Source organism: Mesorhizobium norvegicum, from assembly GCF_004919685.1.
GTDB lineage: Bacteria > Pseudomonadota > Alphaproteobacteria > Rhizobiales > Rhizobiaceae > Mesorhizobium > Mesorhizobium norvegicum.
This window is the reverse complement of the sequence record NZ_SMYZ01000025.1, coordinates 118869-143698: the sequence shown is the minus strand read 5'-3', so window position 1 is coordinate 143698 and position 24830 is coordinate 118869. Positions and strand designations below refer to the sequence as shown.

The window sequence follows — 24830 nt, the reverse complement described above, 5'->3', positions numbered from 1 at the left end:
ACTTCGAGTGTAGTCGCCAGTGACCGAAAGCTTCGCAGCAAACCGTCTCCAGAGCTCCGGCGCCTATGCGCTGGAACTCGATGGCGTGGCACGGCATTTCGGGGCACTGGTGGCGCTCTCGGGCATCAATATGAGGATCGCGGCCGGCGAACGGCGCGCGGTCCTCGGCTCCAATGGCGCCGGCAAGACGACGCTGTTCAACGCCGTGACCGGCGATTTCCTGCCGACATCGGGCCGCATCCGCTTCTTCGGCGAGGACATCACCGACCTGCCGCCGCATGAACGCATCCGGCGCGGGCTGCGGCGCACCTATCAGATTTCGCAGCTGTTCAAGGGCCTGTCGGTCCTCGATTCCATCTTTCTCGCTTGCCGCGGCGTCTCGCGCCGGCGGTTTTCGCTGCTGCGTCCGGCCATCACCGACGTCAACATGGTGCAGGCGGAATCGATCCTCAACGCCGTGCATCTCGAAGCCTATCGCGACACGCTGGTGGCGACGCTGAGCCACGGTCAGCAGCGCCAACTGGAAATCGCACTCGCATTGGCTGGAGCGCCGCGCTTCATCCTGTTCGACGAGCCGGCGGCCGGGCTTTCACCGACTGAGCGCCGCGACCTTGTCGCCATCCTCAACGCATTGCCGAAGCACATCGGCTACATCATCATCGAGCACGATCTCGATGTCGCGCTCCGCGTGTCGGAATATGTCTCGATGATGCACAATGGCCGCCTGTTCAAGGAAGGCACGCCGCAAGAGATCGAGGCCGATCCAGAGGTCCAGGAAATCTATCTCGGGGGCAAGCATGGCTGAGCGCCCCAGCAAGATAGCCAAGGCAATCCTGCGGATAGACGACTTGCAGGTCTTCTACGGCGAGAGCCATGCGCTGCAGGGTGTTTCGCTGGCGCTGGAAAGCGGCGTGCTGTCAGTGGTTGGCCGCAACGGCATGGGCAAGTCGACGCTGTGCAACACCATCGTTGGGCTGAAGCGGGCGCGCTCCGGTTCCATTCGCGTCGATGGCCGCGAGATATCGGCGCACGAACCGCACGAGATCCATCGCCTCGGCGTTGGCTATGTGCCGCAGGGCCGTCGCGTCTGGCCAAGCCTGACGGTCGACGAGCATCTGCGGCTTGCCGCCGGCAACAGGCGCGATGCCAACTGGACCGTCGAGCGCGTCTATCAAACCTTTCCGCGCCTGGCCGAGCGCCGCGGCAATGGCGGCTCGCAGTTGTCGGGTGGCGAACAGCAGATGCTGGCGATCTCGCGCGCACTGCTCAGCGACCCGAAGCTGCTGGTCATGGACGAACCGACCGAAGGCCTGGCGCCGATCATCGTCGACCAGGTCGAGCAGATGCTGATCAACCTCGCCGCCGAAGGCGAGATGGCGGTGCTTGTCATCGAGCAGAACATCGGCGTGGCGACCGCGGTGTCGAACCAGGTCGCCATCATGGTCAATGGCCGTATCAACCGGCTGATGGACGCAAAGGCGCTCGCCGCCGACCGCGAGTTGCAGCAGCGGCTGCTTGGCGTCGGCCGCCATGCCGAGGAAGCGCCGGTCACGGCGGCGGACGCGGCGCAGGCCAAGGAACAACTGGCGGAAGTCTATCGCGTTGATCGCACTGGCGCCGGCTCGGCGGAGCCAATGCCGCAGAACGGCATCTATCGCCCGGTCACCGAACTGCCCAACCGCTGGAACGTGCCGGTCACCGAATTGCGGCAGGCGGCGGTCGACAAGGCAGCACCCCAAGACGATCTGAAAAAGGTCTTCGCCATCCCCTTTGCAGAGCGCATCGGCAGGACAGTTCTGGTCGTCGGCACCTTCGACACCAAGGGCAAGGAATTGCGCTTCGTTGCTGATCGGCTGAAGTCGCTGGGCATTCCGGTGCGCACCGTTGATCTCTCGACATCGGGCAAACCGACAAGCGCCGACGTGCCCGCCATGCAGGTGGCCGGCATGCACGCGCGCGGTTCGTCCTCGGTCTTCACCAATGATCGCGGCGGTTCGGTCAGCGCCATGGCTGAGGCCTTCGCGCGCTGGATCGAACGCGAGCCGCGCATCGGCGGCGTCATCTCGGCCGGCGGCTCCGGCGGCACAACGCTGGCGACGGCCGGCATGCGGGTTCTGCCGGTTGGCATCCCCAAGCTGATGGTTTCGACGGTGGCGGCGGGCGATGTCGCCAAATATGTCGGCGGCGCCGACATATTGATGTTCCATTCGGTCGCCGATGTGCAGGGGCTGAATTCGATCACGGAACAGGTGCTGTCCAATGCCGCGCACGCCATGGCCGGCATGGTCGCGCAACTGCCCAGCGCCGAGGCCTGGGAAGCAAAACGCAAACTGGCTCGGCCGGCGGTTGGCATCACCATGTTCGGCGTCACCACGCCTCTGGTTCAAGCGGTGACCAGACGGCTTGAGGCGGACTATGACTGCCTCGTCTTCCACGCCACCGGCATCGGCGGGCGCGCCATGGAAAACCTCGGCGATTCCCGGCTGCTGTCGGCGTTCCTTGACCTCACCACCACGGAAGTGGCCGACATGATCGTTGGCGGCGTCTTCCCGGCGACGGAGGACCGCTTCGGCGCGGCGATCCGCACCGGATTGCCCTATGTCGGCTCGACCGGCGCGCTCGACATGGTCAATTTCGGCCCGCGCGACAGCGTGCCGGAGAAATTCCGCAGCCGCAAATTCGTCATCCACAATCCGAACGTCACGCTGATGCGCACCACACGCGATGAGAACCGTGCCTTCGGCGAATGGATCGGCGCGCGGCTCAACGCCATGAACGGCCCGGTGCGTTTCCTGCTGCCTGAAGGCGGCGTCTCGATGCTCGACGCACCGGGTCAGCCCTTTCACGACCCGGAAGCCGACAACGCGTTGTTCGAGGCCATCGAGAAGACCGTTCGCCGCACACCGCTGCGCCATGTCGAGCGGGTGCGGGGGAACATCAACGATACGCCCTTCGTCGATGCGGTGATCGATGCGTTCCACGCGATCACGCCGAAGCTGCAGAGGCGGGCATGAAGAATTGGACTTCGCCACCGTGCGGGTGGATGTTTGGAAATAGTGCCGGTCGCCTCGCGCCGACCGCATCGTCTTGGGGAGGATAGATCATGGACGCGCAAACCTTTGGCGCTTTCCTGTTGTGGCTGATCATTGCCGCGGTCGTCGTGGTGATCGCCGTCTACATCTTGCGCTGGCTCTATCGCCGCTCGACCAAGGAGACGGCGTTCGTCCGCACCGGCTTCATGGGCGAGAAGGTGGTGGTGAATGGCGGCGCCTTCGTCATTCCGGTGCTGCACGAGATCACCCCGGTCAACATGAACGTCCTGCGCATCGAGGTGCGCCGCGAGGATGGTTTTGCGCTGATCACCAAAAACCGCATGCGCGTCGATCTGATCGCCGAGTTCTTCGTCCGCGTCGGCGCCAGCCGCGAGCTGGTCGCCGCTGCCGCGCAGACGCTTGGCCGCCGCACGTTGCAGCCCGACAGCCTGCGCGAACTGCTGGAAGGCAAGTTCGCCGGCGCCCTGCGGACCGTCGCCGCACAGATGACGCTCGAGGAGATGCACGAACTACGCGGTGACTATGCCGCCAAGGTGCGCAGCCTTGCCAAGGAATCGCTCGCCGCCAACGGGCTTGAGCTGGAGAGCGTCGCCATCGTCGATCTCGACCAGACCAGCCTGGAATATTTCGACCCGTCCAACGCCTTCGACGCCGAAGGCCTGACGCAACTGACGGAATCGATCGAGACCCGTCGCCGGATGCGCAACGAGATCGAGCAGCGCACCCTGGTCGACATCCGCAACCAGAACCTCGACACCCAGCGCAAGGTGCTGGAGATCGACCGCGACAGCGAATATGCGCGCTTGGAGCAGGAGCGCGAGGTCGAGATCCGCCGTGCCGCCCAACGCTCCGAGCTCGCCATCGATCGCGCGCTGCGCGACCAGGAATCGGAACAGGCGCAGCTGTCATCGCGCGAAGCCGTCGAGAAGTCGCGCCTCAACCAGGAGCGCAACATCACCGAGGAGCGCATCAAGAGCGAGGAGGACACACAGCGTCGAGAGATCGCTCGCCGCCGGTCGCTCGACGAGACCGAGATGAAAATGCGCGAGCTGACCGAGCGCGAGCAGATCGCGCTTGAACTGTCGCTGGAAAGGGCCCGCATCGAGCGCGAGGGCACGCAGAGCCAGCTCGAGATCGAGCGCAGGAAACTGCTCGAGGTCGCCGAACTGGAGCGCCAGATCGCTCTGGCCGAAAAGGCGCTGGAAGTGACCAAGGCCGAGGCGGAAAAGCGCCGCGCCGAGATCGTCGAGAACCAGGCGACCGAGACGGCGCGGATTGCGCAGGATCGCGCCATCGACGAGGTCAGGATTGCAAGGGAGCGTCATCTCGAAGCACTGCAGATCGCCAAACGTCAGGCCTTCGAGGAAGCCGAGATTTCGGCTGGCGAAGAGGTCGAACGCGCCCGCATCACCACCGAACGCGGCATCGAGGAAGCGCGCCTGATCAAGGATCGCGATATCAGGCAGCTTGGCGTCGATCGCGACCAGAAGATCGAAATTGCCGAGATCCAGAAGGCGATCGATATCGCCAAGAAGACGCAGGAACGGTCCTCGGCGATCGCGGCCTCGGAGGCGGTTCGTGCCAAGGCCATCCAAGCCGAGGAGCAGGCCTTCACCGCCCGCGAGCGCGAGATCGCCGAACGCCGCAAGCTGACCGACCTGATCGGCGCGCAGCGCGAGGCCGAGCGTGACGCCTTGCGCATCATCTCAGCCGCCGATGCCGAGATGAAGGCGGCGAAGAGCCTCGCAGAAGCACAGAAGATCGCCGCTGTCGCCTCGGCGGAATCGGAGAAGATCCACGCCCTTGCCGCGGCCCAGCGCTACGAGGTCGACGCCGCCGGCCATCGCCAACTCAACGAGGCCGAGAACATTCTTTCCGAGGGCGCGCGGGCCGGTCGCCTGCGCGGCAAATTGCTCGATCACATGGAAGGCATCATCCGCGAAAGCGTCAAGCCGATGGAGAAGATCGAGGGCATCAAGATCCTGCATGTCGACGGCATCAATGGTGGCAACGGCGGCAATCGCAATGTCACCGACGAAGTCATTGACTCGGCGCTGCGCTACCGGGTGCAGGCGCCGATGATCGACAATCTGATGAAGGAGATCGGCATTGAGGGCGGCTCGCTCGGTCGCATGACCGACGTGCTGCGCGACGCCAAGGATATAGCCAGCCTGACCCGTGACAAGAAGAGCAAGGGCAAGGCTGCCAAGGATGATGATGACGACCGCGATCACTGAGACGATCGTGTTCCGTCGCGCCCCCCTCTGTCCTGCCGGACATCTCCCCCTCACAGAGGGGGGTATGCCTGGGCGCAGACTTTCTCATCCGATCCTCGGCTTTCAAGCATGACCAAGGTCTATGTATCCTCGGTCATTCCCGCGCCAGCGGCGGAAGTCTGGAAGCTCGTCCGCAACTTCAATGGCTTGCCGGGCTGGGCGCCGTTCGTTGCCGAAAGCCGCATCGAGCAGAATGCGCAGGCCGACCAGATCGGCTGTATCAGAAATTTCACGCTGAAGGACGGCGGACGAATCCGCGAAAGGCTGTTGGCGCTTTCTGACTACGACCTGTCCTGCAGCTACGCGATTCTGGAAAGCCCGATGGCGGTGGAGAACTATGTCGCAACCCTGTCGCTGACGCCGATCACCGACGGCAATCTGACGCTCGCCGAATGGCAAGCGGAGTTCGACTGCGCGCCCGATCGCGAGGCGACCCTGATGCAGCAGATCGGCACCGGCGTGTTCCAGACCGCCCTCACCGCACTGAAAAACCGGTTCGGGCGCTGACATCGGCCAATGGTCAGGGTTTTCCAGAGCACGATCATCGATGCACCGATCGACGAGGTCTGGGCGATCCTGCGCGATTTCAACGGCCATGACCGCTGGCACCCTGCGATTGCCTTCAGCGAGATCGAGGGCGGCGATCCGGTCGATGCGGTCGGCTCGGTGCGCCATTTCCGGCTGGCCGACGGCGGCGAGTTGCGTGAACAATTGCTGGCGCTGTCCGACAAGGACCGGCGGCTCAGCTATTGCCTGCTCGAAGCGCCGCTTCCCTTGATGGGCTATGTCGCCTCGGTGCGGCTGAAACCGGTGACCGACGGTAACGCGACCTTCTGGGAATGGCGCTCGGAGTTCAATCCGCCGGCGCATCGGCGCGACGAACTGGTCAAGCTGGTCACCGAAGGCATCTATCAGGCCGGCTTCGCGGCCGTGCGCAATCTTCTACGAGGCCGAAGCGTGGGCTCGCCGGTCGATGCGAGACCTTCTCGGGCGGTTGCCGCTTCTGCGCCATCGGCAAGCGTGCCGCGCGTCGTGCCAACGGTCACTCCGGGTCAGGCCGCAACAACCAGGGCGATTGTTGTCGAGCGCTATGGCGGACCGGAAGAGCTGCAGCTCAGGGAAATTGGACTGCCGCAGCCGGCTCCGAACGAAGTGCAGATCCGCCATACGGTGATCGGCGTCAATTTCATCGACGTCTATTGCCGCACCGGCTATTTCGACCTTCTGCAGCCGCCTGGCGTGCCGGGTATGGAGGCGGCCGGCGTCATCGAGGCGGTTGGGTCGGCGGTGTCGGGCTTCTCTGTCGGCGACCGTGTCGCCTATGCGTGTCCGCCGGTCGGCGCCTATTGCGAGCGGCGCAACATGGTGCCTGATCTTTTGCTCCAGCTCTCTGATGATATCTCCGATGACATTGCCGCCGCCGGGCTGCTCAAAGGCATCGCGGCGAGTTTTCTGCTGCACGACGTGCATGTTGTCCGTCCGGGGGAGATCGTCCTCATCCATGCCGCCGCCGGCGGCGTCGGCCAATTGCTGGTGCAATGGGCCCGCCATCTCGGAGCAACGGTCATTGCGACGGTGTCGAGCGACGACAAGGCGCGGATCGTCGAACGGCTTGGTGCTCATCACGTCATCGTCTATTCGCGAGAGAATTTCGCCGAGGCCGTCATGCGATTAACTGGCGGCGCCGGCGCGGATGTCGCCTATGACGCTGTCGGCAACGATACCTTCGGTGGGTCGCTGGCGGCGCTCGGAGTACGAGGCCATCTCGTCAGTTTCGGCCAGGCTTCCGGCCCAGTCGGCAACTGGGACATCGGCCGGTTCTCTTCGAAGTCCGTCACAATTTCCCGGCCGAACTACGCCCATTATACGGACACACCGCAGAAGCTTGCTCCGCAATTGAACCGGTTCTTTGCCGCGCTGCGACAGGGGGTTATCAAGGTCGAGCCTCCGAGGTACTACGATCTGGCAGCCGCGTCGGAGGCCCATCGCGATCTGGAGTCGCGACGAACGACCGGCGCGCTGGTGCTAAAGGTGTGAGACGAGTTGCCACAATCGGAGCCGCCGATGTTGCTCAGTCGCGGCCTAGAAGCTTGCCTCTGGCAAGCCAGAAGGGCGGCAGGCAGAGCGGGATGGCGGACAGCAGCAGGATATCCTCCTTCACCGTGATGCCGATCCGCTCGGCGACAAACCGGCGGCGCGCCTCGAACCGCTGCGACAGCGCCGGATGACGGTGTGCGATTTCGGCACGCAAGCCGGCATCGGCAAAGGTCACCGCATCCTCGCTATTGAGCGTCCATCCATCGGGCATCGGCACGGGTATGATGTCGACCTGGAACGGCATGCCGGAGACGATGCGCTCGGTCGAACCGGGACGGATTGGCGAGTTCATCCACTCGTCGAGGCCGACGAGATGGCCGGGATTGAGGGCCGGGCGCAGCTTGCCTTCCGCCAGGGTCGAAATCACGGCCTCATGGATCGCGCCGCCCTCGGCGCCGATGCCGGCCGCCTCGTACCAGGCGATCAGGCCGCGGAAATAGGCCTTCGCCACGTCCAGGAATGCATCGTCGTGCTCGGCGATCAGGCCGGCTCGGGCGGTCAGCCCGCCCCAGTAGCCGACCGCCGTGGTGGCGCCATCACCACGCTTCGGCACACGGGCCGTGGGACTGCGCAGGCCGATCACCGGGCCGGACGCATCATTGGTCGCGAACATCGGATGGCAGTTCATCGGCTCGCCGGCATATCCCATGCGCGAGGCCGCCGTCAGTTCGGTGTCGCCGAGCGTGAAGCCGCTCAGGATACGCCACACGGCCATTGAAGACCGGGCCGCACCCCATTCGGCCTCGGCGATCTGGTCGGCATCGACGACGGCGCGCAGCCCGTCCGTCTGGTGCATGAGGACCGGCGTCGCATCGGTGATCGACGACGCGGACACGATCGCAGCGATTGCATCGACAATAAAGGCCGGCACCAGGAAGGTCGGACGCTGCGCGGCCCATTCTTGCCTCTCGAGATATTTCCAGCCCACCAGGCCGACACTGTCGCCCGACGCGATGCCGGCCTCGCGCAGCACGGCCACGAGGTCCGGCGTCTGCATGCGGTCCTGCGCCATCAGGCTCAGAGACTGAGCCAGCATGGTGATGATATCAGGCAATCCGGCGATGGGCGTATAGCCGAGATTCTCGTTGCCGGTGACGATGATGCGCTGGCCCGATTTGCCGAGCAGCAGGATTGCCTCCTCGAAACGCGGCTCGAAGCCGGTCAGGAAGGCGATGTTGGCGGCATGCTCGCGATCGGCATAGACGGCGAGCCAGTCCGTGCCCGCACGTTCAAGCGCCTTGGCGCAACGTGCCTCATAGGTCGTGGCCGGAATGGCGGGACGCTCGACAGGGATGCCGAAGTCGGGGATCTCGACGGTGCGAAGGCTGATGCTCATCATGTCTCTCAATCTGTCAGGGAATGCGGATTTCGGCCGAGGCCGATGGTCAGTTGGGTGTGCCGGCGACGGATGCAGTCCTATTCATCGGCAAGAAAGCCGATGCTCGAGGGCAGCACGCTGCAGGTGACCTTGCCGCCGGCAGCGATGCCGCGCGCCATTGCCGAGGCTGCCAGGATCAGGAGTTCCTGGCCGTCAGGGGTGGATACGGTGACGCGCTCGGACGAGCCGACGAAGGAGACGTCGGCGACAACAGCGGGAAAGGCGATGGCCCCAGGCTGCGGCTCGCCGATAGCGATGTCTTCCGGCCGCATCCAGACCATGAGCACCGATCGGCCATGCCGTGACGCATCGTAGCCCCCAGGCATCGGCGCCCGGCTACCGAACAGCTCGATCCCGCCATCGACGGCACGCGCCGAAACGATGTTGTTGCCGCCGAGGAAGCCCGCGACGAAGCGCGAGGCGGGCGCGCGGTATATGTCGCGTGGAGTGCCTACCTGAACGATTGCGCCATTGTGGAAGACGGCTATGCGGTCCGACATGGCGTAGGCCTCTTCCTGGTCATGGGTAACATAGACAAAGGTCACGCCGGTCTGGCGATGCAACCGCTTGAGTTCGCGTTGCATGGTGTCGCGCAAGGTACGGTCGAGCGCCGACAGCGGTTCGTCGAGCAGCAGTATCTTCGGCCCGAAGGCCAGCGCGCGGCCGATCGCCACGCGCTGCTGCTGACCGCCCGACAGTTCGCGCGGCTTGCGTGCGGCCAGCCTGTCGAGACCGACGAGGTTCAGGACTTCTTCCACCCTTGCGGCGATCCTGGCCTTGTCCCATTTGCGGACCCGCAAAGGGAAGGCGATGTTGTCCGCGACGTTCAGGTGGGGAAACAGCGCATAGCCCTGAAAGACCAGTCCGAAATTCCTGTCCTCCGGGTCGACGCGCGTGATGTCGACGCCATCCAGCAGGATGGCGCCTTCGTCTGGCTTGGTGAACCCGGCGACCGACATCAACAGCGTCGTCTTGCCCGACCCCGAAGGGCCAAGCAAGGTTACGAATTCCCCCGCCTCGATCGACAGATCGATCCCGTCGAGCGCGACGGCAGACCCGTAGGTCTTGCGGAGGTTCCGGACGTCGAGAAAGGACATTCAGATCGGATCCCGGGCGAGCGGACCCGTCGAGCAATGAATGCCGCCCCCGTTCAGTTCGATGCATTCATAGTCCAGCGTCAGGATCTCGATGCCGGCGGCGTCGAGCCGGTCGGCCAGACGCGAAGTGCGGGTGGCGTGCATGACGACTCGACCGGGCGCGATCGCCAGGCAGTTGAGCGAGAAGGCGTTGTCCTCCGGCGGCAGCTCGATCAGCTTCATGCCGCGCTTGTTCAGATACTCGATGAAGACATAGGGTAGCTCGTTGATGTTGATGATCGCCGTCTCCTTGTCGATCATCATGAAGCTGCCGTCGATGTGGATGCGATAGCCGGGCATCGGCACCTTGATCAGCTCGACACCCAGGCTGTTGAGGATCATCTCGACCTGCCGCACGCCCTCGGCATTGCAGGCGACGGAGACGGAGCAGACGGCGGTCTTGTCGTCGAGGAGCGCGAAGCCGCCGCCTTCGAAGACCGCCTCGCCATGCAGCGTGCCGAGGATCGGGCAGCCGGCCCGGGCGAGCGCCTGGGTGACCATCAGTTCCTCGCCACGGCGCGCGCGGCGAGCAAGGCGGGTGACGATCGCGCCGCCCTTCACGCCGATGACGCTGTCGCGGCAGAAGGTCGACTTGAGAGCGCCGGGCGCGGCCTTTTCGGTGAGGATGACGTCGACGCCCTGCGACCGCAACAGCTTGGTGAAGGCGTCATGGGCGGTCTGCATGGCGGCGAGATCGGGCGGCGTCTTGCCCATGAAGTACCAGCCCTTTTCCGGATCGCCGAAGCCGCCGATCTCGGGCATCGGCTTGTTCTTGTCGACGACATTGATCTCCTCGCCCGGCCGGTGCATCAGCACGGCGCGCAGCTTGCCGACATCATTGGTGCAACCCCAGGGCCGACCCCAGACGCGGGTCTGCTCCTCCGGGTCGTGGAAAGCCGGCGTCGGGACGGAGCCGAAGGTCTGGAAGAACTTGGCCTCGCGGTATTCGTGCTCGCTCATTGCGGCGCTGTGGGCAGTCATGTCTTCGATTTCCTTTCTGAAACAAGCGAAGCGATTGAAGGTCGTGTCATGACCGGCGCTGGGCAATACGGTCCCAGACGGTCATGCGCAGGATGAGGCCGACGATGGTGACCGCCAGCATGACGGTTGCGATCGCGGCCAGCGCGGGGTCGACGGCATCGGCGATGCTCGTCCAGATCTTGCGCGGCAGGGTGACGATGCCTCGGCTGGTGATGAACAGCGTCACGGTGATCTCGTCCCAGGAGACGATGAAGGCGAGGATCGCTCCGGCGACCGTGCCCGGCACGATGTTGGGCAGGATGACGCGGCCGAAGATCGTCGCCGGGCGCGCACCGAGCGAGCGGGCCGCCTGCACCAGCCTTGGATCGAGATTCGACAGCGAAGCGCCGATCGCCAGAACGGCGAGCGGCATCGCCAGGATCACATGGACGATCGTGACGCCAAGCCATGTGTCGAGAAGGCCCAGCTTCGACCACAGGCGCACCATGCCGACCGCATAGATGATCGGCGGCACGATCAGCGGCGAAAGCAGGATGACGCGCAGGATCGACGGCCAGCGTCCGACATAGACCCAGGCGCCGATGGCGAAGGCTGCCGAAACGGCCGTCGCCATGACGCTTGAGGCCAGGGCGATGCCGAGGCTGGTGAGTATGCTTGCCATCCAGCCCGCGCGCCAATTGGCCAGGGCCGCGAAATGATCGAATGAAATGCCGTTGTTGGGCAGCGACAGGTAGTCCCGGTCGGTCAACGCCACCGGAATGACCACGAGCACGGGAACGAACAGGAAGGCGAGCAGCAACCAGGCGAAGAGCGTCGGCAGCGCGCGTTCGAGCAGATGGCGGCTGCGCGGCGTCATTTGCGGCCACCTTCGAAGGCAGCGCGCAATGCCGAGCTGCGCATGGCCAGCGCGACAAGGATGGCGACGACGAGCAGAAGCATCGTCGACAGGGCCGTTGCCACGCCCCAGCGCAGCGTCGAGGATATCTGTACGGAAATGTATTCGGCGACCATCAGCACCCTCCCGGCGCCCAGGATTGCCGGCGTGACGAGGAAGCCGAGCGAGAAGATGACGATGAACAGGCCGGCGATTGCCAGGCCCGGCATGCTGAGCGGCACCCAGACGCGAAAGAAGATGGTGACCGGGCGCGCGCCAAGCGATCGTGCCGCCTGGATGATCCTGAGGTCGATCTCCGACAGGTTCGCGTAGAGCAGCATGATGGCGAAGGGCATCATGTAATGCACCATGCCGACGATGACGCCGAACTGGTTGTAGACCAGTTCGAGAGGCTCGCTGACGGCGCCGCTGCCCACAAGGGCCGAGTTGAGCACGCCATTGCGGCGCAGGATGGTGACCCAGGCAAAGGCGCGCACCAGCACCGATATCCAGAACGGCACCATGACCATGAACAGCGCGACGCGGCGCGTCGCCGGCCGCATATGGACCAGCGCGAAGGCGACTGCATAGCTCATGACGATCGTAAGCACGGTCGTGACCGCCGAGACGAAGACGGTCGTGCGCACGACGCGGCCGATCGCGGCGTTCTGAAACAGAGCCACATAATTGCCGACGCCGAAGGTCGGCTCGGTGAAACTGAGCGCCAGCACCTGAAGGATGGGCAGCACGTAGAGACACAGGGTCAAAAGCGCTGCCGGCACCGTCAGGCAGAAGGCCCAACGCTGGAATGACGTCATGATGTTTCGAACCACCACCGGCCAGTGGCCGGTGGTGGTCTCCGATGGTTAGCGCGAGATGAAGTCGAGGAACTTGTTCTGCAGTTCGGCCTCGTTGTCGGCATAGTATTGCGCCGACACAGCCAGACCCGTCTTGGCGTTCTCGGGAGCCAGCGAATAGACCGCCTTGTCCTCGTCGGTCATCAGCGCCAGCGCCTTCGGGTTCGACGGGCCGTTGCCCATGAGGCGCAACAGCGTCACCTGGCCTTCCGGATCCATCGACGAATTGATGAAGTCGAAGACCTTCTTGCCGGCGGGATTGCCCTTTGGCACCGACCAGGCGCTGGCGAACATCAGGTTCTGGTTCCAGGTCCAGGTGTAATCAGGGTTTTCCTTGCGCAGCAGATTGGCGCGCGTATGCCAGATATTGCCCATGACCACCTCTCCGTCGCGGAAGAGTTGCTGGCTCTGCGCGCCCGAATCCCAGAAAATCAGATTGGGCAGCAGAGGCTCGAGCTTCTTGAAGGCGCGGTCGACGTCGAGCGGATAGATTTCTTCGGGCTTGACGCCATCGGCGAGCAGCACGGCTTCGAGCTGCCCCTGGATCCACTTGCACATGGTGCGCTTGCCGGGAAACTTCTCGAGATCGAAGAAGTCGTTCCAGCTCGAAGGGGCAGTGGCGCCGACCTTCTTGGCGTCATAGGCCAGCACGTTGGAGTAGGTGTAGTTGCAGATGCCGAACTCGGCCGCGAGGCCTTCGCCGACAAGAGACTTGTCGACGATGGAATAGTCGATCGGCTCGACATAACCACCCTTGCCAAGCACGACGGCGTCCGTCATGCCGCCATCCGTGGCATCCCAGGTGACATTCTTGGAATCGACCATGGCGCGGATCGCGCCGGTCGCCGGGCCGGTGCCGTCGATGACGACCTCGATGCCGGATTTGGCCTTGAACGGCGCGCCATAGGCCTTCTGAAAGGCTTCGAGGGCAGCCCCGCCCCAGTTGCAGACGACGATTTCCGACGCCGCGGCGGAAGCCCGCCCCGGCTTGAACGCAACTGCGATGCCAAGCCCGGCCATGGCGGTCATGAAGCCTCGGCGATCGATCTTCCCAGTTCTGATTTTATCAAGCGCAATCAACGCTGCGTCTTGACCAAAGCGATTGATGGACATGTGTGTTCCCCTTTCACGTCCGCGGAAGCGGCTAACTTTCTTGCTCTTCCTCCCTGGCCGACACCGGGAGCCCATCTGGGCTTCCAGCACCGGTATGCGCTATCGAACGTCCTGACGGACGGCCGTGTGGCGACGCCACCGAACTGCGTATGACGAGTTCGACGCCGACCCTTTCGATCACCGTTTCGGATTTCCGACCGGCGATGAAATCGAGCAGCATGTTGATGCCGCGCGTGCCGAACTCGGCCGCCGACTGACGCACCGTTGTCAGCGCCGGCGCGAGCAGGTCCGCATTGTGGATATCGTCGAAGCTGACGAGCGAAATATCGTCTGGAATGCGGATGCCGGCCTGCCGTGCGGCCCGCATGGCGCCGGTGGCCAGCATGTCGCCGAAGGTGAAGATCGCGGTGGGCGGCTCGTTCTGTTCCAGAAGGTCGAGAAACGCGATCGAGGCCGGCGCCTCCTCGTATTCGCAGAACCTTAGCAGTGCGGGATCGGCACGAAGACCGACCTCGCCAAGCGCCTGCGTGAAGCCGTCGAGACGTTCGGTGGTGCTGAGAAGTCCCCTCGGCCCTCCGATAGCGGCAATGCGGGTGTGGCCGCGCGCTATCAGATGGCGTGTCGCCAGGAGACCGCCATGGACGTTGTCGGCGAACAAGCGCGGCGCCTTCGCGCCCGGCACGTCCTCGTCGAGAAGCACGACGTTTCCGGTCTCGTTGATCCGCCGCAAAAGCCGCCCGTCATCATGATGGTTGGTGAGAAGCAGGATGCCGTCGACCTGCCGGTCTTCGATCCGCGACAGGAAGGAGACTTCCTTCTCCACCAGGTTCCGGCTGTTGAACATCAGGAGATTGTAGCCATGCCTGGCGGCCTCGGCCTCCGACGCGCTGGCGATCTCGGCAAACAGCGGATAGGCGATGATCAGGCCGAGTGTCTCGCTCTTGCCGCTGCTGAGCCTGCGGGCGATCGCGTTGGGACGGTAGCCGAGGCGCTCCGCCGCCTGCCGGATGCGGCTCGCCGTCGGCTCCGGCAGGTTGATCTGCCCGTTGAGATGACGGGAAACGGACGTGACAGACACGCCGGCTGCCCGGGCAACGTCGCGAATGGTGATTTTCAATCTTCCCGACAAGCGGCCCCACTCCCGCGAGACATGTGCAGACAGCCGGTTCAGTAAACCGGTTTCATAAACGGCCCAAAAAAAATCTCGCGCACTTTCCGCGACCGAGCAGGAGCGCATGACGGCGGCGCTCACGGGAGGTCTCCGGTTCGGAAGAATTCCTGATGCTCGCGCTTTAAGCTCAGCTGATCGAAATCGGCATTTCGGATGTGCGCCGCCATGAGTTGTGCGGCCTCGGCCATATTGCCGGCCCGGACCTCGTCGAAAATGGCACGGTGCTCGGCGATGATCGAGCGGATGTGATCCGGCTTCATGCCGATCAGGAACTGGACGCGCATCAGGTCGGCCGAAACATGCTGGCAGGCAGTCCACGCCCGAGGATGCGCGAAAGCACCGAGCAGGCCTGCATGGAAGGCCATGTCGGCGCGGTGCAGGGCGCCCATGTCATCGCCGTGGACGAGGCGCTCCTGCGCCCGAAGCAAGAGCTCGACCTCGTCCAGCAAGGCCGGATCGGGCCTGATGCCGCTGCTGGCAATGACGGCACTTTCAAGCGTGGAGCGGATGAACGCCGCCTCGCGGACGCGCGTCATGTCGATCAGCGAGACGCGGGTGCCTGTCTGGGGTGAGATCTCGATCAGACCCTCGTCGAAAAGCCGTGTGAACGCCTCATGCACAGGGGTGCGGCTGATGCCGAGCGACTGAGCGACATCTGTTTCCGAAAAATTGGCACCGGGCGCGACACGCGCGGTGATGATCGCCTCGCGCAACTCGACATAGGCCTTCGACGAGATCGTGTTTCGACGCTCGTTCTGATCCGCCAGGAGAGAGGTGCTTAACTTCAGCATGGCGGTATGCTGGCATGCAGGCTCATTTCGAGTCAAGCGCATTCATTGTGCAGTTGCGCGATCAGCTCAATTTTCAATCAGCTTCCCCAGACCGCACCAAGCCCGGAAGCCTGCGACCCTGTTCGAGTGCAGCAACGACGGCGGCAATGGACGCCGCAACGCCCTGCGGCGTCGGCAGGCCGGCGCGATGAGGCGTCAGCCGGATCCGTTCGTGCCGCCAGAACCAGTGCTCGGGCGGCAGAGGCTCGACGGAAAAGACGTCCAACCACGCAGCGCCGAGCCAACCCCGATCGAGCGCGGCGCGTAGCGCCTCCTCATCGAGGTGATCGCCACGGCCGAGATTGACGACATAGGCGCCGGGTGCGAGGCGGGAAAACAGCCAATCCGACAGTATGCCTTTCGTTTCGTGCCTGGAGGGCAGGAGATTGACCACGACGTCGGCGCCGTCGACGCAAGGGCCGAGCCCTTCGTCGCCATGCAGACAAGCGACGCCGTCGATCCGACGGGGGTTTCTCGACCAGGCAGACACCGGGAAGCCGGCGGCCGAAAGCCCTCGCGCGACATGCAGACCGAGCGGACCCAGCCCAAGCACGGCCGTCCGCAGCGACCCGCGTGTCCGGTTCTGCCGATGAGGCAGGCGCCACAGGCGGGCATGCTGGTCGGCTCTGGTGGCGACGTCGTCATGCAGGCGCGCGAAGACCGCGTGCATCGCATAGTCCAGCAGCTGCTCGGCCTGGCCTTGATCCTGCAGGCGCGCGATCGGCAGATCGGCCGGAATGCGGGGATCATTGAGAAGCTGATCCGTTCCCGCGCCGAAACAGAAGATGGCACGCAGCGACCGCGGCACCGCAATCATCTCCTTCGGCAGATGCCAGGCAACCAAAAGATCGTATTCGGCGCCGTCCGCCAGGTCTGGCCATCGGACGAAGTCCGTCGACGGAAGGGCCGCGCGCAGGGCGCGCTCGAAAGAATCGCTGTAGGCAAGCGGATCGGCGATGACGATCCGCATGGATCAATGCCTGTCGATGGGCATTCCAGCCAGCCGGCGCAGCGCCAGCCATTCCAGTTCGGCGGCGCCGTCCGGATCGGCCTCATACTGCCGGGCGGTGCGCTCGCACACTTCCTTGCTCGGCAGATGGATGGGACGCCCGCTGCCCAAGGCGGAAAGCTGGATGCGACACGCCTGCTCGAGGTTGTACATCAGGGCGAAAGCCTCTCCGATGGATCGGCCGACGGTCAACAGCCCGTGGTTTCTCAGGATCATGGCACGATTGGCACCGAGATCGGCGACCAGGCGTTCTTGCTCGCCGGGATCGAGCGCGATGCCCTCGAACTCATGATAGCCGACCTGCCCGTAGAAGAGCAGCGACGTCTGGTTGAGCGGCAGAAGCCCCTCCTCGAGGCAACTGACCGCAACACCGGCGGCGGTATGCGTATGCATGACGCAGACCGCATCCGGGCGCGCTGCGTGAACCGCGGTGTGAATGACGATACCCGCCGTATTGATCGGCACCTGCCCGCCACGCATCTGCTGGCCATGGTGATCGATCACCGCCAGCGATTCCGGCGTCACCTCTCGAAAAAGATCGCCGTAACGGTTGATCAGCAGGAGTTCCGGCTCTTCGGGCAGACGCGCGGATATGTGCGTGTGGATGATGTCGTCCATCCCGAACCGGGCGATCAGCCGGTAAGCCGCCGCCAGATCCTCGCGCATAGCCATTTCAGCAGTCGACATCGTACCGGTCCGTCCTTCCTGTTGATGGTTGTCGCATACTTGAATACCTGCATGCAGTCAACAAACCGGACGGATCGGCAGCCGGAACAAGGGGAATGACGGGCGGGAAGCGGCTTTTCGTTCCGGTAAACCCCCATGCTCGCCGAGATCCTCGACGCTGCGGACCGGCGTGGCGAAACCGTCCTTGTCACAGGGTATGGTCAACCGTTCTCGGCAAAATCCCTGACCGGTGCCATGGCACACTGGTGCAAGCTCACTGGCTTGCCGAAGGGCCTGACGCTTCACGGCCTGAAGAAGCCGCCTGGCGCCCATCTCGCCGAAGCGGAGGCATTCACCAGGCAGCAACCAGCGACGGCCGGCGGTTAGCCGCCGCCGCCCATGGTCACGGACATAAAGGCCCGGAAGGCCGCCGCCGCCGGGTCGATTGGTCTGTCACGCGACCAGGCCAGGCCGACATCCATACTGGGGATCGGCTCGACAAGCCTGCGCACTTCGATGCGCTGCCCCTCCAAGGACCAGGGTCTGTAAACCATGTCGGACAGGACAGTGACTCCCATGCCGGCGGCCACGAGCGACCGCACGGCCTCGACCGAACTGGTGGTAAGGACCGTGCGGAGCGAAAGCCCCGCGGCATCCCAGTAACGGGCGGCCGTCGTGCGTGCCTCGTCCACCGTCAGCATGACATAATCTTCCGCCGCCACATCGGCGAGGCTGATTTCCTGCCGCGCGAGCAGATGATGATCAGCCGAAAGCCAGAGCCGGCGGTTCGACCGCATCAAGACCTCCTGGGCCAATTCCTCGGTGTGCGCCAAATTGGACACCAGCATCACAGCCATGTCGATCTCCCCGCACATCAAGCCGCTTTCGAGCGCGTCTCGGGGCAATTCCAGCACCTCGACCTCGATCTCGGGATAGGTCTTTCGGAATCGCGCGTAGTGGCGCGACATGTAGTAGCCGACGACCGTGTAGGTCATGCCCAGCCGCAGCTTGCCCGCCAGGCCTTTCCTATCGCGCAACGGGCTTCGGACAGCGGCTGCGACGGCCCCGGTGATAACGCGCGCATGTTCAAGAAACCGCGCACCCTCTATCGTCAATCTCACGCCGGCGTGGTTACGCTCCAAAAGCCGTACGCCCAGGTCAGCCTCCAGCGTCTTTATCGCCGCAGTGACCGCCGATTGTGAGATGTTGAGTTCCACCGCGGCATGACTGACCTGTCCGCTCTCGGCGGTTGCGATGAAATAATCGAGCTGTTTCAAGGTGATGGTCATGATGCACTCCGGCCCAGAACCATTATCTGTTTTTTTGATATCACAATCAATAAACTACTATTTCACAAATGCCCCCGCATGCGCAAAAAATGCTGCAACGCCGCAAAGACGGCAGCTTCGAGGGGTAACAATGCGATGGCGGTGACGCTAAACTGCGACATGGGCGAAAGCTTTGGCCTCTACAAGGTTGGCGATGATGTGGGCATGATGCCGATCATCGACGTTGCCAATGTCGCCTGTGGTTTTCACGCCTCCGATCCGGATCACATGCACGCCGCCGTCCGCAGCGCCAAGGCGAGTGGCGTAAAGATCGGCGCCCATCCAGGCTTGCCGGACATTCAAGGTTTCGGCCGGCGCGAGATGCGCATGACTCGCGACGAAGTCAGGAACACCATCATCTATCAGGTGGGAGCGCTTGCCGGCTTCCTCAAAGCCGAGGGTGTGGAACTCCACCATATCAAGCCGCATGGCAGCCTTTACTTCATGGCCATGCAGCAGGAGGCAGTCGCCCATGGCGTGTGCGACGCGGCAGAGATCTTCGGCGTCCCCCTCTTCGGCATGACGGGCACCCTGCATGAGAAGATCTATCAAGAGCGCGGTATCCCATTCGTCGCCGAATTTTATGCCGATCTCGACTACGATGCCTCCGGCAAGCTGATCCTGACACGCGTTCATGACGCCAAGGACCCCGCGGAGATGGCCGAGCGTTGCGTGCGCGCCATCAGCGAGGGCGAGGGCACGGCAGAGGACGGCAGTTTCTTCCCTGTACGGTGCGAAACCATTTGCGTGCATTCCGATACGCCGAACGCCATCGAAATAGCCAGGGCTGTGCGCACCGCAATCGCCCCTTGGCACTGAAGCCGACCGAACCACCCGCGCGGGCGGTTCCAAATTAGTGTCTGCAGTTTTCCGGAGCTCCTTTATGGCCCAGATTCTTTCGCCTCTTCCCGGCACTTTTTATCGGAGCGCTTCGCCAGACCAGCCGCCCTACAAGGCGGATGGCGACGCAGTGTCCGCCGGAGACGTAATCGGCCTCATCGAAGTGATGAAGTCGTTCCACGAAGTGAGAGCCGAGACGGCCGGTACGAACATCCGCTTCATTGCCGACAATGAGGAACCCATCATGGCCGGCGCACCTCTTGCGGATCTCGACTGATGCTGAAAAAGCTTCTGGTTGCCAACCGGGGCGAGATAGCGGTCAGGATCATCCGGGCCGCACAAGATCTGGGCATCGCCACCGTGGCCGTGTACTCAGCCGCAGACGGTGGGTCGCTCCACGTCCAGCTTGCGGACGAAGCGGTCAACATCGGCCCGCCGGCATCAAAGAAGTCCTATCTCAACATCGAAGCAATTCTGAAGGCTGCCCGCGACACCGGCTGCGACAGCGTTCACCCTGGCTATGGTTTCCTTGCCGAGAATGCCGCTTTTTCGGACGCGGTCACAGGCGCTGGATTGGTCTTCGTCGGCCCGTCGGGAGTTGCGATCCGGATCATGGGAGACAAGGTCTCGGCGCGATCGGCCGCTGCCGCAGCGGGTGTCCCTGTGGTGCCAGGCTCGGCTGGCCGGGTCGAGGGCCTCGAGGCTGGCCGCGAGGTGCTGGCCGAAACCGGTTTTCCAGTGATGATCAAGGCTGCGGCGGGCGGCGGTGGGCGGGGCATTCGCATTGCGAACTCGCTCGCCGAATTCGAACAGGCCTTTCCTCAGGCCGAAGCAGAAGCTCTCGCCGCCTTTGGCGACGGAGGTCTCTACATGGAAAAGGTGATCGGCAAGGCCCGCCATATCGAGGTGCAGGTACTGGCAGACGGAAGCGACGCCATCCACTGCTACGAGCGGGAGTGCTCGCTACAGCGGCGACGTCAGAAGGTTTGGGAGGAGGCGCCGTCGCGCGCACTTTCCGACGGGTTGCGCGAGGAGCTCTGCGCTTCGGCGGTCGCTTTGGCCAAGGCAGTCAAATACTCTGGTGCCGGCACGGTAGAGTATCTTTATGACGATGAAGCAGACCGCTTTTACTTCATCGAGATGAACACCCGCATTCAGGTTGAGCACCCGGTCACCGAGGCGATCACCGGCATCGACCTCGTTGCAGAGATGCTTCGCATCGCCGGCGGCGAGAAGCTGCGGATTCGGCAGGGCGATGTCTCCGTCAAGGGGCATGCGATCGAAGTACGTCTCAATGCCGAAGACCCGGCGAAGGAGTTCGCTCCATTCCCCGGGCAGGTGGCCGAGCTCCGCATTCCCGGCGGTCCGGGCGTACGCTTCGATTCCATGCTCTACCAAGGCTATCAGGTGCCGCCCTTTTATGACTCGCTGCTTGCCAAGCTGATCGTGCATGCAGAGACGCGCGAGGCGGCGATAGTCCGCCTGATCCGCGCGCTTAACGAGCTGAGGATCGGCGGGCTCAAGACCACCAAGCCGCTGTTTCTTGCGCTCGCCGCAGATCCTGCGGTGCGGACGGGAGACGTGCATACCCGCTGGCTGGAAGGCTGGCTCATCGAAAACGCCGCAGCTTTGGCGGGCTAAAGGAGGACCGATGTCGATACGATTCAACTTCGGCGGTGACGAACATATCTTCGGTGAGGTGTCCGAGGAAATGTCGCTCACCTCCTTCTTTACCGGCCTTTCGATGACCAACGCGGTGCGTACGGCAGGCATCCGAGGCGTCACCGAGATATGCCCAGCCAACGCCAGCTTCCAGATTCGCTTCAACCCGGATATCGTCAAGCCGCAGGATTTGCTCAGCGAACTGAAGTCGATGGAAGAGGCGGCCTCAAAGGCAGACCCGGTTTTGAAGACCCGGATCATCGAGCTGCCGGTTTATTTCCAGGATCCATGGACGCGTGAAACCTGCTTGCGCTTCCGCGAGCGCCATCAGGACCCCTCCTCCACCGATCTTGAATATTCGGCACGCATCAACGGCTACGCCACGGTAGAAGAGTTTATCGCGGCCTATTCCGGCCAGCCCTGGTTCGTATCCATGGTCGGCTTCGTCGCCGGACTGCCCTTTCTGTACCAGATGGTTGAGCGCAAGAAACAGATTCAGGCGCCGAAATATTTGCGTCCACGCACCGACACTCCCAAGCTCACCATCGGCCACGGCGGCTGCTTTGCAGCGATCTATTCGGTGCGCGGCGCTGGCGGCTACCAGATGTATGGCATAACCCCGGCCCCGATCTACGACCCTACCAGGAAGGTGCGCTACCTCTCCGATGATATGTGCCTGTTCAAGCCAGGCGACATCGTCAAGTTCAAGGCCATTGGCCGCGATGATTACGACGCCACGCTGGAGGAAATCGAAGCCAATCGGTGGCAGCCGACGGTTCGCGAGTGCACCTTCAGCCTGACAGACTTCAACGGCGATATCTACGGCACCAATGCAAAGCTGATGGAGCTTATCGATGGCCGTTAAGGTAATCTCTCCCGGCCTCTCCACTTCCGTGCAGGACCTTGGCCGACCAGGCCACTATCATGTCGGCATTCCAGAAGGCGGCGGGATGGACCGCTTTGCCACACGCATCGCAAACCTGCTTGTCGGCAACGATCCGGGTGCCGCGGTGCTCGAAGCCACCTTCATGGGCCCCGAACTCGAATTCACCCAATCCGCGGTCGTCGCCGTCACGGGTGGAGAGCTGCCACCCAAACTTAATGGCGAGGAACGACCGACCTGGGAAAGTTTTCCGGTGAAGGCGGGTGACCGGCTTTCCTTTGGCTTCCTCAAGGGTGGCGCGCGCGCTTATCTGGCCGTCTCCGGCGGCATCGACGTACCGGTGGTTCTCGGTTCGCGCTCGACTTACATTCTGGGCGCACTTGGCGGCCATCAGGGCCGCACGCTGAAGGCGGGTGATGAGCTTCCCGTCGGCGAAGGTTCCGGCAAAGCCGGTCTTTCGCTGCCTGCAAATCTGCGCCGTGCGTGGAATAGTCCGGCGGAGCTCAGAATGCTTCCCGGCATGTACTGGCATCGGATCACTGAAGCTGCCGGCAATCGGTTCTTTGAGGAAACCTGGAAGGTCGCGCCCGAAGCTGACCGCATCGGCTATCGCTTCCGTGGCGGAACGCCGCTGGAGTTCGTTGGGCGCGAGCAGCCTTTCGGCGCAGGCTCCGACCCCTCGAACATCGTCGATGCCTGCTATCCTTATGGATCCGTCCAGGTGCCGAGTGGCACAGAGCCGATCGTTCTTCACCGGGACGCGGTTTCGGGGGGCGGCTACATGATGCTGGGGGTGGTGATATCGGCCGACATGGACCTGATCGCCCAGCTCCAGCCGCACACCCCGGCGCGCTTCGTTTCGGTGACGCTGGAAGGCGCGCTTGCCGCTCGAGCCGAACAGCGCGCCGCGCTGGCGCGTGCTGAAGGGCATCTGGCCGGCTGACGTCAGCCGGGAAAATGCCGGCGGAGGAGCCGGAGGTGAGGAGATCGGTCGGCCAAAACCGACCACGCGTGGCGGAAGACAAAATCCGGTGCGCGAAACGACAAGACGTCGCCGGGCAACGGCGTGAATTTGGCATCCGAGCAGTCCGCTAGAGACCGCCGGAACCGACAGGGGAAGACATTTGCAACGTGACTGGCCGCAAGGCCGGATGCTTCGCGCCTTTCCGTCGGTAAAAAGAAGGAAAGGGACATGAGTCATCTGAGCGCGGAGAACGTCTCGGTGTCGTTTGCGGGGCTAAAGGCCCTGTCATCGGTAGACCTCCAAATTACGCCTGGCCGTATCAGTGGCCTCATCGGCCCGAATGGCGCTGGCAAGACCACGCTCGTCAACGTGCTGACGGGCTTCCAGGCTCCGACGGAAGGCACCATCAAGCTCGACGGGGCAGCACTCACGGGTCTCAAGCCGCATCAGGTCCGGCGGCGCGGCATCGCCCGCACTTTCCAGGGTGGGCGGCTCTTCCGCGACCTGCCTGTGCTGGACAATTTGGAGGTAACCGGCGTTGGCCTGGGAATGAGCCGGCGCGCTGCCATCGCCGAAGCGGAAGCGATGCTCGACTGGATAGGCATCGGCGCGTTGGGCTCACGCATCGCCGGAACCTTGCCTTATACGGATGAGCGCCGTGTCGCCATTGGCCGTGCCCTGATGGGACGGCCCGCGTACATCCTGCTCGACGAGCCCGCGGCTGGCATGAGCGCGCCGGAGGCGCGGGAGCTTTCGGCCCTGATAAGACACATCGCCGGCGATCTCGGCTGTGGTGTCCTGCTCATCGAGCACAATGTCGGGCTGGTGCTCGGCCTTTGCGAGCATATCGTCGTGCTCGATTCCGGAGCGATCATCGAAGAAGGCCCGCCCGCGGCGATCCGCGACAGCGAGAAGGTGCGCCACGCCTATATGGGAACGGCGGCGAACACCGACCTGCCTGTGCTGGAGGTGATGGAATGAGCCTGGTCGCCCTTTCCGATATCACCATCCGCTATAGCCGTCTCACGGCGGTCCGCGACGTCTCCTTCTCCATGGACGAAGGAGAAATACTGTTCATCACCGGCCCGAACGGTGCCGGGAAGTCTTCGCTGCTGCGCGCGATCGCCGGTGTGACGCCGGTGGCGAGCGGCCGGATCGACTTTGCCGGCCATGAGATCACCGGCCAGGCGCCGGAGAACATCGCCCGGCTCGGATTCTCCATGGTGCCGGAGGGGCGCGATGTCTTCGGGTCGCTGACGACCGAAGAGAACCTTCTGGTCGGCACTGGCATGCATGCCCGCGACCGCGGCTGGCGCAGCCGAGCGGCCAGTGAACTCGAAGCCGTCTACGCAACCTTCCCGATGCTGAAAGAGAGGCGGCACGGGCAAGCGGGATTGCTGTCCGGCGGGCAGCAGCAAATGCTGGTCATCGGACGCGCGCTGATGACCAATCCGCGGCTTGTAGCCATCGACGAGCCTTCGCTGGGCCTCGCCCCCAACATCAACGACCAGGTCTACGAGCGGCTGATCGCGCTGCGTGCGCAGCGCCAGCTCACGCTCCTGATCGTGGAGCAGAGCTCGGCCTGGGCGATGATGGTGGGCGGGCGGATGATCCTGATGCGTGGCGGACAGATCGTGCTCGACGGCGACGCCCGGACGCTCGGCAACGGTGAGGCGATCCAGGCTGCCTATTTCGGTTACGAGGACCACTGA

General features: G+C 63.6%; 23 protein-coding genes and 1 pseudogene. 13 read left to right on the top strand and 11 right to left on the bottom strand.

The window, feature by feature from the left end; all coding sequences use genetic code 11:
• Window positions 1–19 precede the first annotated feature (19 nt).
• The 5 genes from FCU66_RS11220 (at window position 20) to FCU66_RS41555 (ending at window position 7366) form a co-directional block, all read left to right on the top strand.
• A complete protein-coding gene (locus FCU66_RS11220; protein ID WP_136619271.1) occupies window positions 20–805 on the top strand; it encodes an ABC transporter ATP-binding protein in 786 nt (261 codons plus the stop codon).
• Window positions 798–3014 (top strand): ABC transporter permease, encoded by a 2217-nt coding sequence (locus tag FCU66_RS11215; RefSeq protein WP_136619270.1) that lies wholly within the window; start codon window positions 798–800, stop codon window positions 3012–3014. Before FCU66_RS11220 ends, FCU66_RS11215 begins: the two co-directional genes overlap by 8 nt.
• Before the next feature lie 89 nt (window positions 3015–3103).
• Complete coding sequence (locus tag FCU66_RS11210; RefSeq protein ID WP_136619269.1) at window positions 3104–5290, top strand: flotillin family protein; 2187 nt, start codon at window positions 3104–3106, stop codon at window positions 5288–5290.
• Window positions 5291–5398: 108 nt separating this feature from the next.
• Window positions 5399–5836 carry an SRPBCC family protein gene (locus FCU66_RS11205; protein WP_136619268.1) on the top strand — a complete coding sequence of 146 codons (438 nt, stop codon included), beginning with the start codon at window positions 5399–5401 and terminating at the stop codon, window positions 5834–5836.
• 9 nt (window positions 5837–5845) lie between these two features.
• Window positions 5846–7366: a zinc-binding dehydrogenase gene (locus FCU66_RS41555; RefSeq protein WP_136619267.1), complete on the top strand. Its 1521-nt coding sequence runs from the start codon at window positions 5846–5848 to the stop codon at window positions 7364–7366.
• Window positions 7367–7400: 34 nt separating this feature from the next.
• Here the strand turns inward: FCU66_RS41555 and FCU66_RS11195 are convergent, their stop codons facing one another.
• From FCU66_RS11195 to FCU66_RS11150, 10 genes are all read right to left on the bottom strand, one after another.
• Window positions 7401–8762 carry a M24 family metallopeptidase gene (locus FCU66_RS11195; RefSeq protein WP_136619266.1) on the bottom strand — a complete coding sequence of 454 codons (1362 nt, stop codon included), beginning with the start codon at window positions 8760–8762 and terminating at the stop codon, window positions 7401–7403.
• An 80-nt stretch (window positions 8763–8842) separates the two neighbouring features.
• Window positions 8843–9901, bottom strand: coding sequence for an ABC transporter ATP-binding protein (locus tag FCU66_RS11190; RefSeq protein WP_136619265.1), 1059 nt, complete (start codon window positions 9899–9901; stop codon window positions 8843–8845).
• Window positions 9902–10921, bottom strand: coding sequence for a dimethylarginine dimethylaminohydrolase family protein (locus tag FCU66_RS11185; protein ID WP_136619264.1), 1020 nt, complete (start codon window positions 10919–10921; stop codon window positions 9902–9904).
• Between the two features lie 46 nt (window positions 10922–10967).
• Window positions 10968–11777 (bottom strand): ABC transporter permease, encoded by an 810-nt coding sequence (locus FCU66_RS11180; protein ID WP_136619263.1) that lies wholly within the window; start codon window positions 11775–11777, stop codon window positions 10968–10970.
• Window positions 11774–12613, bottom strand: a complete 840-nt coding sequence (locus tag FCU66_RS11175; protein WP_136619262.1) for an ABC transporter permease — start codon at window positions 12611–12613, stop codon at window positions 11774–11776. The genes FCU66_RS11180 and FCU66_RS11175 overlap by 4 nt, the downstream gene beginning before the upstream one ends.
• A gap of 48 nt (window positions 12614–12661) precedes the next feature.
• Window positions 12662–13681 carry an ABC transporter substrate-binding protein gene (locus FCU66_RS11170; protein WP_246093858.1) on the bottom strand — a complete coding sequence of 340 codons (1020 nt, stop codon included), beginning with the start codon at window positions 13679–13681 and terminating at the stop codon, window positions 12662–12664.
• A gap of 115 nt (window positions 13682–13796) precedes the next feature.
• Entirely contained in the window at window positions 13797–14882 is a 1086-nt protein-coding gene (locus tag FCU66_RS11165) for a LacI family DNA-binding transcriptional regulator (protein ID WP_246680256.1), read from the bottom strand.
• Window positions 14883–15013: 131 nt separating this feature from the next.
• Window positions 15014–15727 carry a GntR family transcriptional regulator gene (locus FCU66_RS11160; protein ID WP_168991951.1) on the bottom strand — a complete coding sequence of 238 codons (714 nt, stop codon included), beginning with the start codon at window positions 15725–15727 and terminating at the stop codon, window positions 15014–15016.
• Window positions 15728–15800: 73 nt separating this feature from the next.
• On the bottom strand, window positions 15801–16736 hold the full coding sequence (locus tag FCU66_RS11155) for an NAD(P)-dependent oxidoreductase (protein ID WP_136619259.1): 936 nt from the start codon (window positions 16734–16736) through the stop codon (window positions 15801–15803).
• A gap of 3 nt (window positions 16737–16739) precedes the next feature.
• A complete protein-coding gene (locus FCU66_RS11150) occupies window positions 16740–17507 on the bottom strand; it encodes a class II aldolase/adducin family protein (protein ID WP_281285516.1) in 768 nt (255 codons plus the stop codon).
• 59 nt (window positions 17508–17566) lie between these two features.
• On the opposite strand from FCU66_RS11150, the pseudogene FCU66_RS11145 reads away from it, so the two are divergent.
• Window positions 17567–17822 (top strand): annotated as a pseudogene (locus FCU66_RS11145) (tyrosine-type recombinase/integrase); the annotation flags it as partial.
• A gap of 2 nt (window positions 17823–17824) precedes the next feature.
• On the opposite strand, the gene FCU66_RS11140 reads toward FCU66_RS11145, so the two are convergent.
• Entirely contained in the window at window positions 17825–18730 is a 906-nt protein-coding gene (locus FCU66_RS11140; RefSeq protein ID WP_136619257.1) for a LysR family transcriptional regulator, read from the bottom strand.
• A 135-nt stretch (window positions 18731–18865) separates the two neighbouring features.
• Between FCU66_RS11140 and pxpA the strand changes: the two genes are divergently transcribed.
• The 7 genes from pxpA (at window position 18866) to FCU66_RS11105 (ending at window position 24830) form a co-directional block, all read left to right on the top strand.
• Window positions 18866–19588, top strand: a complete 723-nt coding sequence (gene pxpA, locus FCU66_RS11135) for a 5-oxoprolinase subunit PxpA (protein WP_136619417.1) — start codon at window positions 18866–18868, stop codon at window positions 19586–19588.
• 64 nt (window positions 19589–19652) lie between these two features.
• Entirely contained in the window at window positions 19653–19886 is a 234-nt protein-coding gene (locus FCU66_RS11130) for an acetyl-CoA carboxylase (RefSeq protein ID WP_136619256.1), read from the top strand.
• On the top strand, window positions 19886–21250 hold the full coding sequence (locus tag FCU66_RS11125; protein ID WP_136619255.1) for an acetyl-CoA carboxylase biotin carboxylase subunit: 1365 nt from the start codon (window positions 19886–19888) through the stop codon (window positions 21248–21250). The genes FCU66_RS11130 and FCU66_RS11125 overlap by 1 nt, the downstream gene beginning before the upstream one ends.
• A 10-nt stretch (window positions 21251–21260) precedes the next feature.
• The gene (locus FCU66_RS11120; protein WP_136619416.1) at window positions 21261–22136 is read left to right on the top strand and encodes a 5-oxoprolinase subunit B family protein; all 876 of its coding nucleotides are present in this window, start codon (window positions 21261–21263) and stop codon (window positions 22134–22136) included.
• On the top strand, window positions 22126–23097 hold the full coding sequence (locus tag FCU66_RS11115) for a 5-oxoprolinase subunit C family protein (protein ID WP_136619254.1): 972 nt from the start codon (window positions 22126–22128) through the stop codon (window positions 23095–23097). The genes FCU66_RS11120 and FCU66_RS11115 overlap by 11 nt, the downstream gene beginning before the upstream one ends.
• A gap of 249 nt (window positions 23098–23346) precedes the next feature.
• Complete coding sequence (locus FCU66_RS11110) at window positions 23347–24099, top strand: ABC transporter ATP-binding protein (RefSeq protein ID WP_136619253.1); 753 nt, start codon at window positions 23347–23349, stop codon at window positions 24097–24099.
• On the top strand, window positions 24096–24830 hold the full coding sequence (locus tag FCU66_RS11105) for an ABC transporter ATP-binding protein (protein ID WP_136619252.1): 735 nt from the start codon (window positions 24096–24098) through the stop codon (window positions 24828–24830). The genes FCU66_RS11110 and FCU66_RS11105 overlap by 4 nt, the downstream gene beginning before the upstream one ends.

What these genes read in the sequence shown, in the direction of transcription:
- FCU66_RS11215 (WP_136619270.1), top strand. Translation starts at nt 798, where the DNA reads ATGGCTGAGCGCCCCAGCAAGATAGCCAAGGCAATCCTGCGGATAGAC.
- FCU66_RS11210 (WP_136619269.1), top strand. Translation starts at nt 3,104, where the DNA reads ATGGACGCGCAAACCTTTGGCGCTTTCCTGTTGTGGCTGATCATTGCC.
- FCU66_RS11205 (WP_136619268.1), top strand. Translation starts at nt 5,399, where the DNA reads ATGACCAAGGTCTATGTATCCTCGGTCATTCCCGCGCCAGCGGCGGAA.
- FCU66_RS41555 (WP_136619267.1), top strand. Translation starts at nt 5,846, where the DNA reads ATGGTCAGGGTTTTCCAGAGCACGATCATCGATGCACCGATCGACGAG.
- FCU66_RS11195 (WP_136619266.1), bottom strand. Translation starts at nt 8,762, where the DNA reads ATGAGCATCAGCCTTCGCACCGTCGAGATCCCCGACTTCGGCATCCCT.
- FCU66_RS11190 (WP_136619265.1), bottom strand. Translation starts at nt 9,901, where the DNA reads ATGTCCTTTCTCGACGTCCGGAACCTCCGCAAGACCTACGGGTCTGCC.
- FCU66_RS11185 (WP_136619264.1), bottom strand. Translation starts at nt 10,921, where the DNA reads ATGACTGCCCACAGCGCCGCAATGAGCGAGCACGAATACCGCGAGGCC.
- FCU66_RS11180 (WP_136619263.1), bottom strand. Translation starts at nt 11,777, where the DNA reads ATGACGCCGCGCAGCCGCCATCTGCTCGAACGCGCGCTGCCGACGCTC.
- FCU66_RS11175 (WP_136619262.1), bottom strand. Translation starts at nt 12,613, where the DNA reads ATGACGTCATTCCAGCGTTGGGCCTTCTGCCTGACGGTGCCGGCAGCG.
- FCU66_RS11170 (WP_246093858.1), bottom strand. Translation starts at nt 13,681, where the DNA reads ATGACCGCCATGGCCGGGCTTGGCATCGCAGTTGCGTTCAAGCCGGGG.
- FCU66_RS11160 (WP_168991951.1), bottom strand. Translation starts at nt 15,727, where the DNA reads ATGCTGAAGTTAAGCACCTCTCTCCTGGCGGATCAGAACGAGCGTCGA.
- FCU66_RS11155 (WP_136619259.1), bottom strand. Translation starts at nt 16,736, where the DNA reads ATGCGGATCGTCATCGCCGATCCGCTTGCCTACAGCGATTCTTTCGAG.
- FCU66_RS11140 (WP_136619257.1), bottom strand. Translation starts at nt 18,730, where the DNA reads ATGACCATCACCTTGAAACAGCTCGATTATTTCATCGCAACCGCCGAG.
- pxpA (WP_136619417.1), top strand. Translation starts at nt 18,866, where the DNA reads ATGGCGGTGACGCTAAACTGCGACATGGGCGAAAGCTTTGGCCTCTAC.
- FCU66_RS11130 (WP_136619256.1), top strand. Translation starts at nt 19,653, where the DNA reads ATGGCCCAGATTCTTTCGCCTCTTCCCGGCACTTTTTATCGGAGCGCT.
- FCU66_RS11125 (WP_136619255.1), top strand. Translation starts at nt 19,886, where the DNA reads ATGCTGAAAAAGCTTCTGGTTGCCAACCGGGGCGAGATAGCGGTCAGG.
- FCU66_RS11120 (WP_136619416.1), top strand. Translation starts at nt 21,261, where the DNA reads ATGTCGATACGATTCAACTTCGGCGGTGACGAACATATCTTCGGTGAG.
- FCU66_RS11115 (WP_136619254.1), top strand. Translation starts at nt 22,126, where the DNA reads ATGGCCGTTAAGGTAATCTCTCCCGGCCTCTCCACTTCCGTGCAGGAC.
- FCU66_RS11110 (WP_136619253.1), top strand. Translation starts at nt 23,347, where the DNA reads ATGAGTCATCTGAGCGCGGAGAACGTCTCGGTGTCGTTTGCGGGGCTA.
- FCU66_RS11105 (WP_136619252.1), top strand. Translation starts at nt 24,096, where the DNA reads ATGAGCCTGGTCGCCCTTTCCGATATCACCATCCGCTATAGCCGTCTC.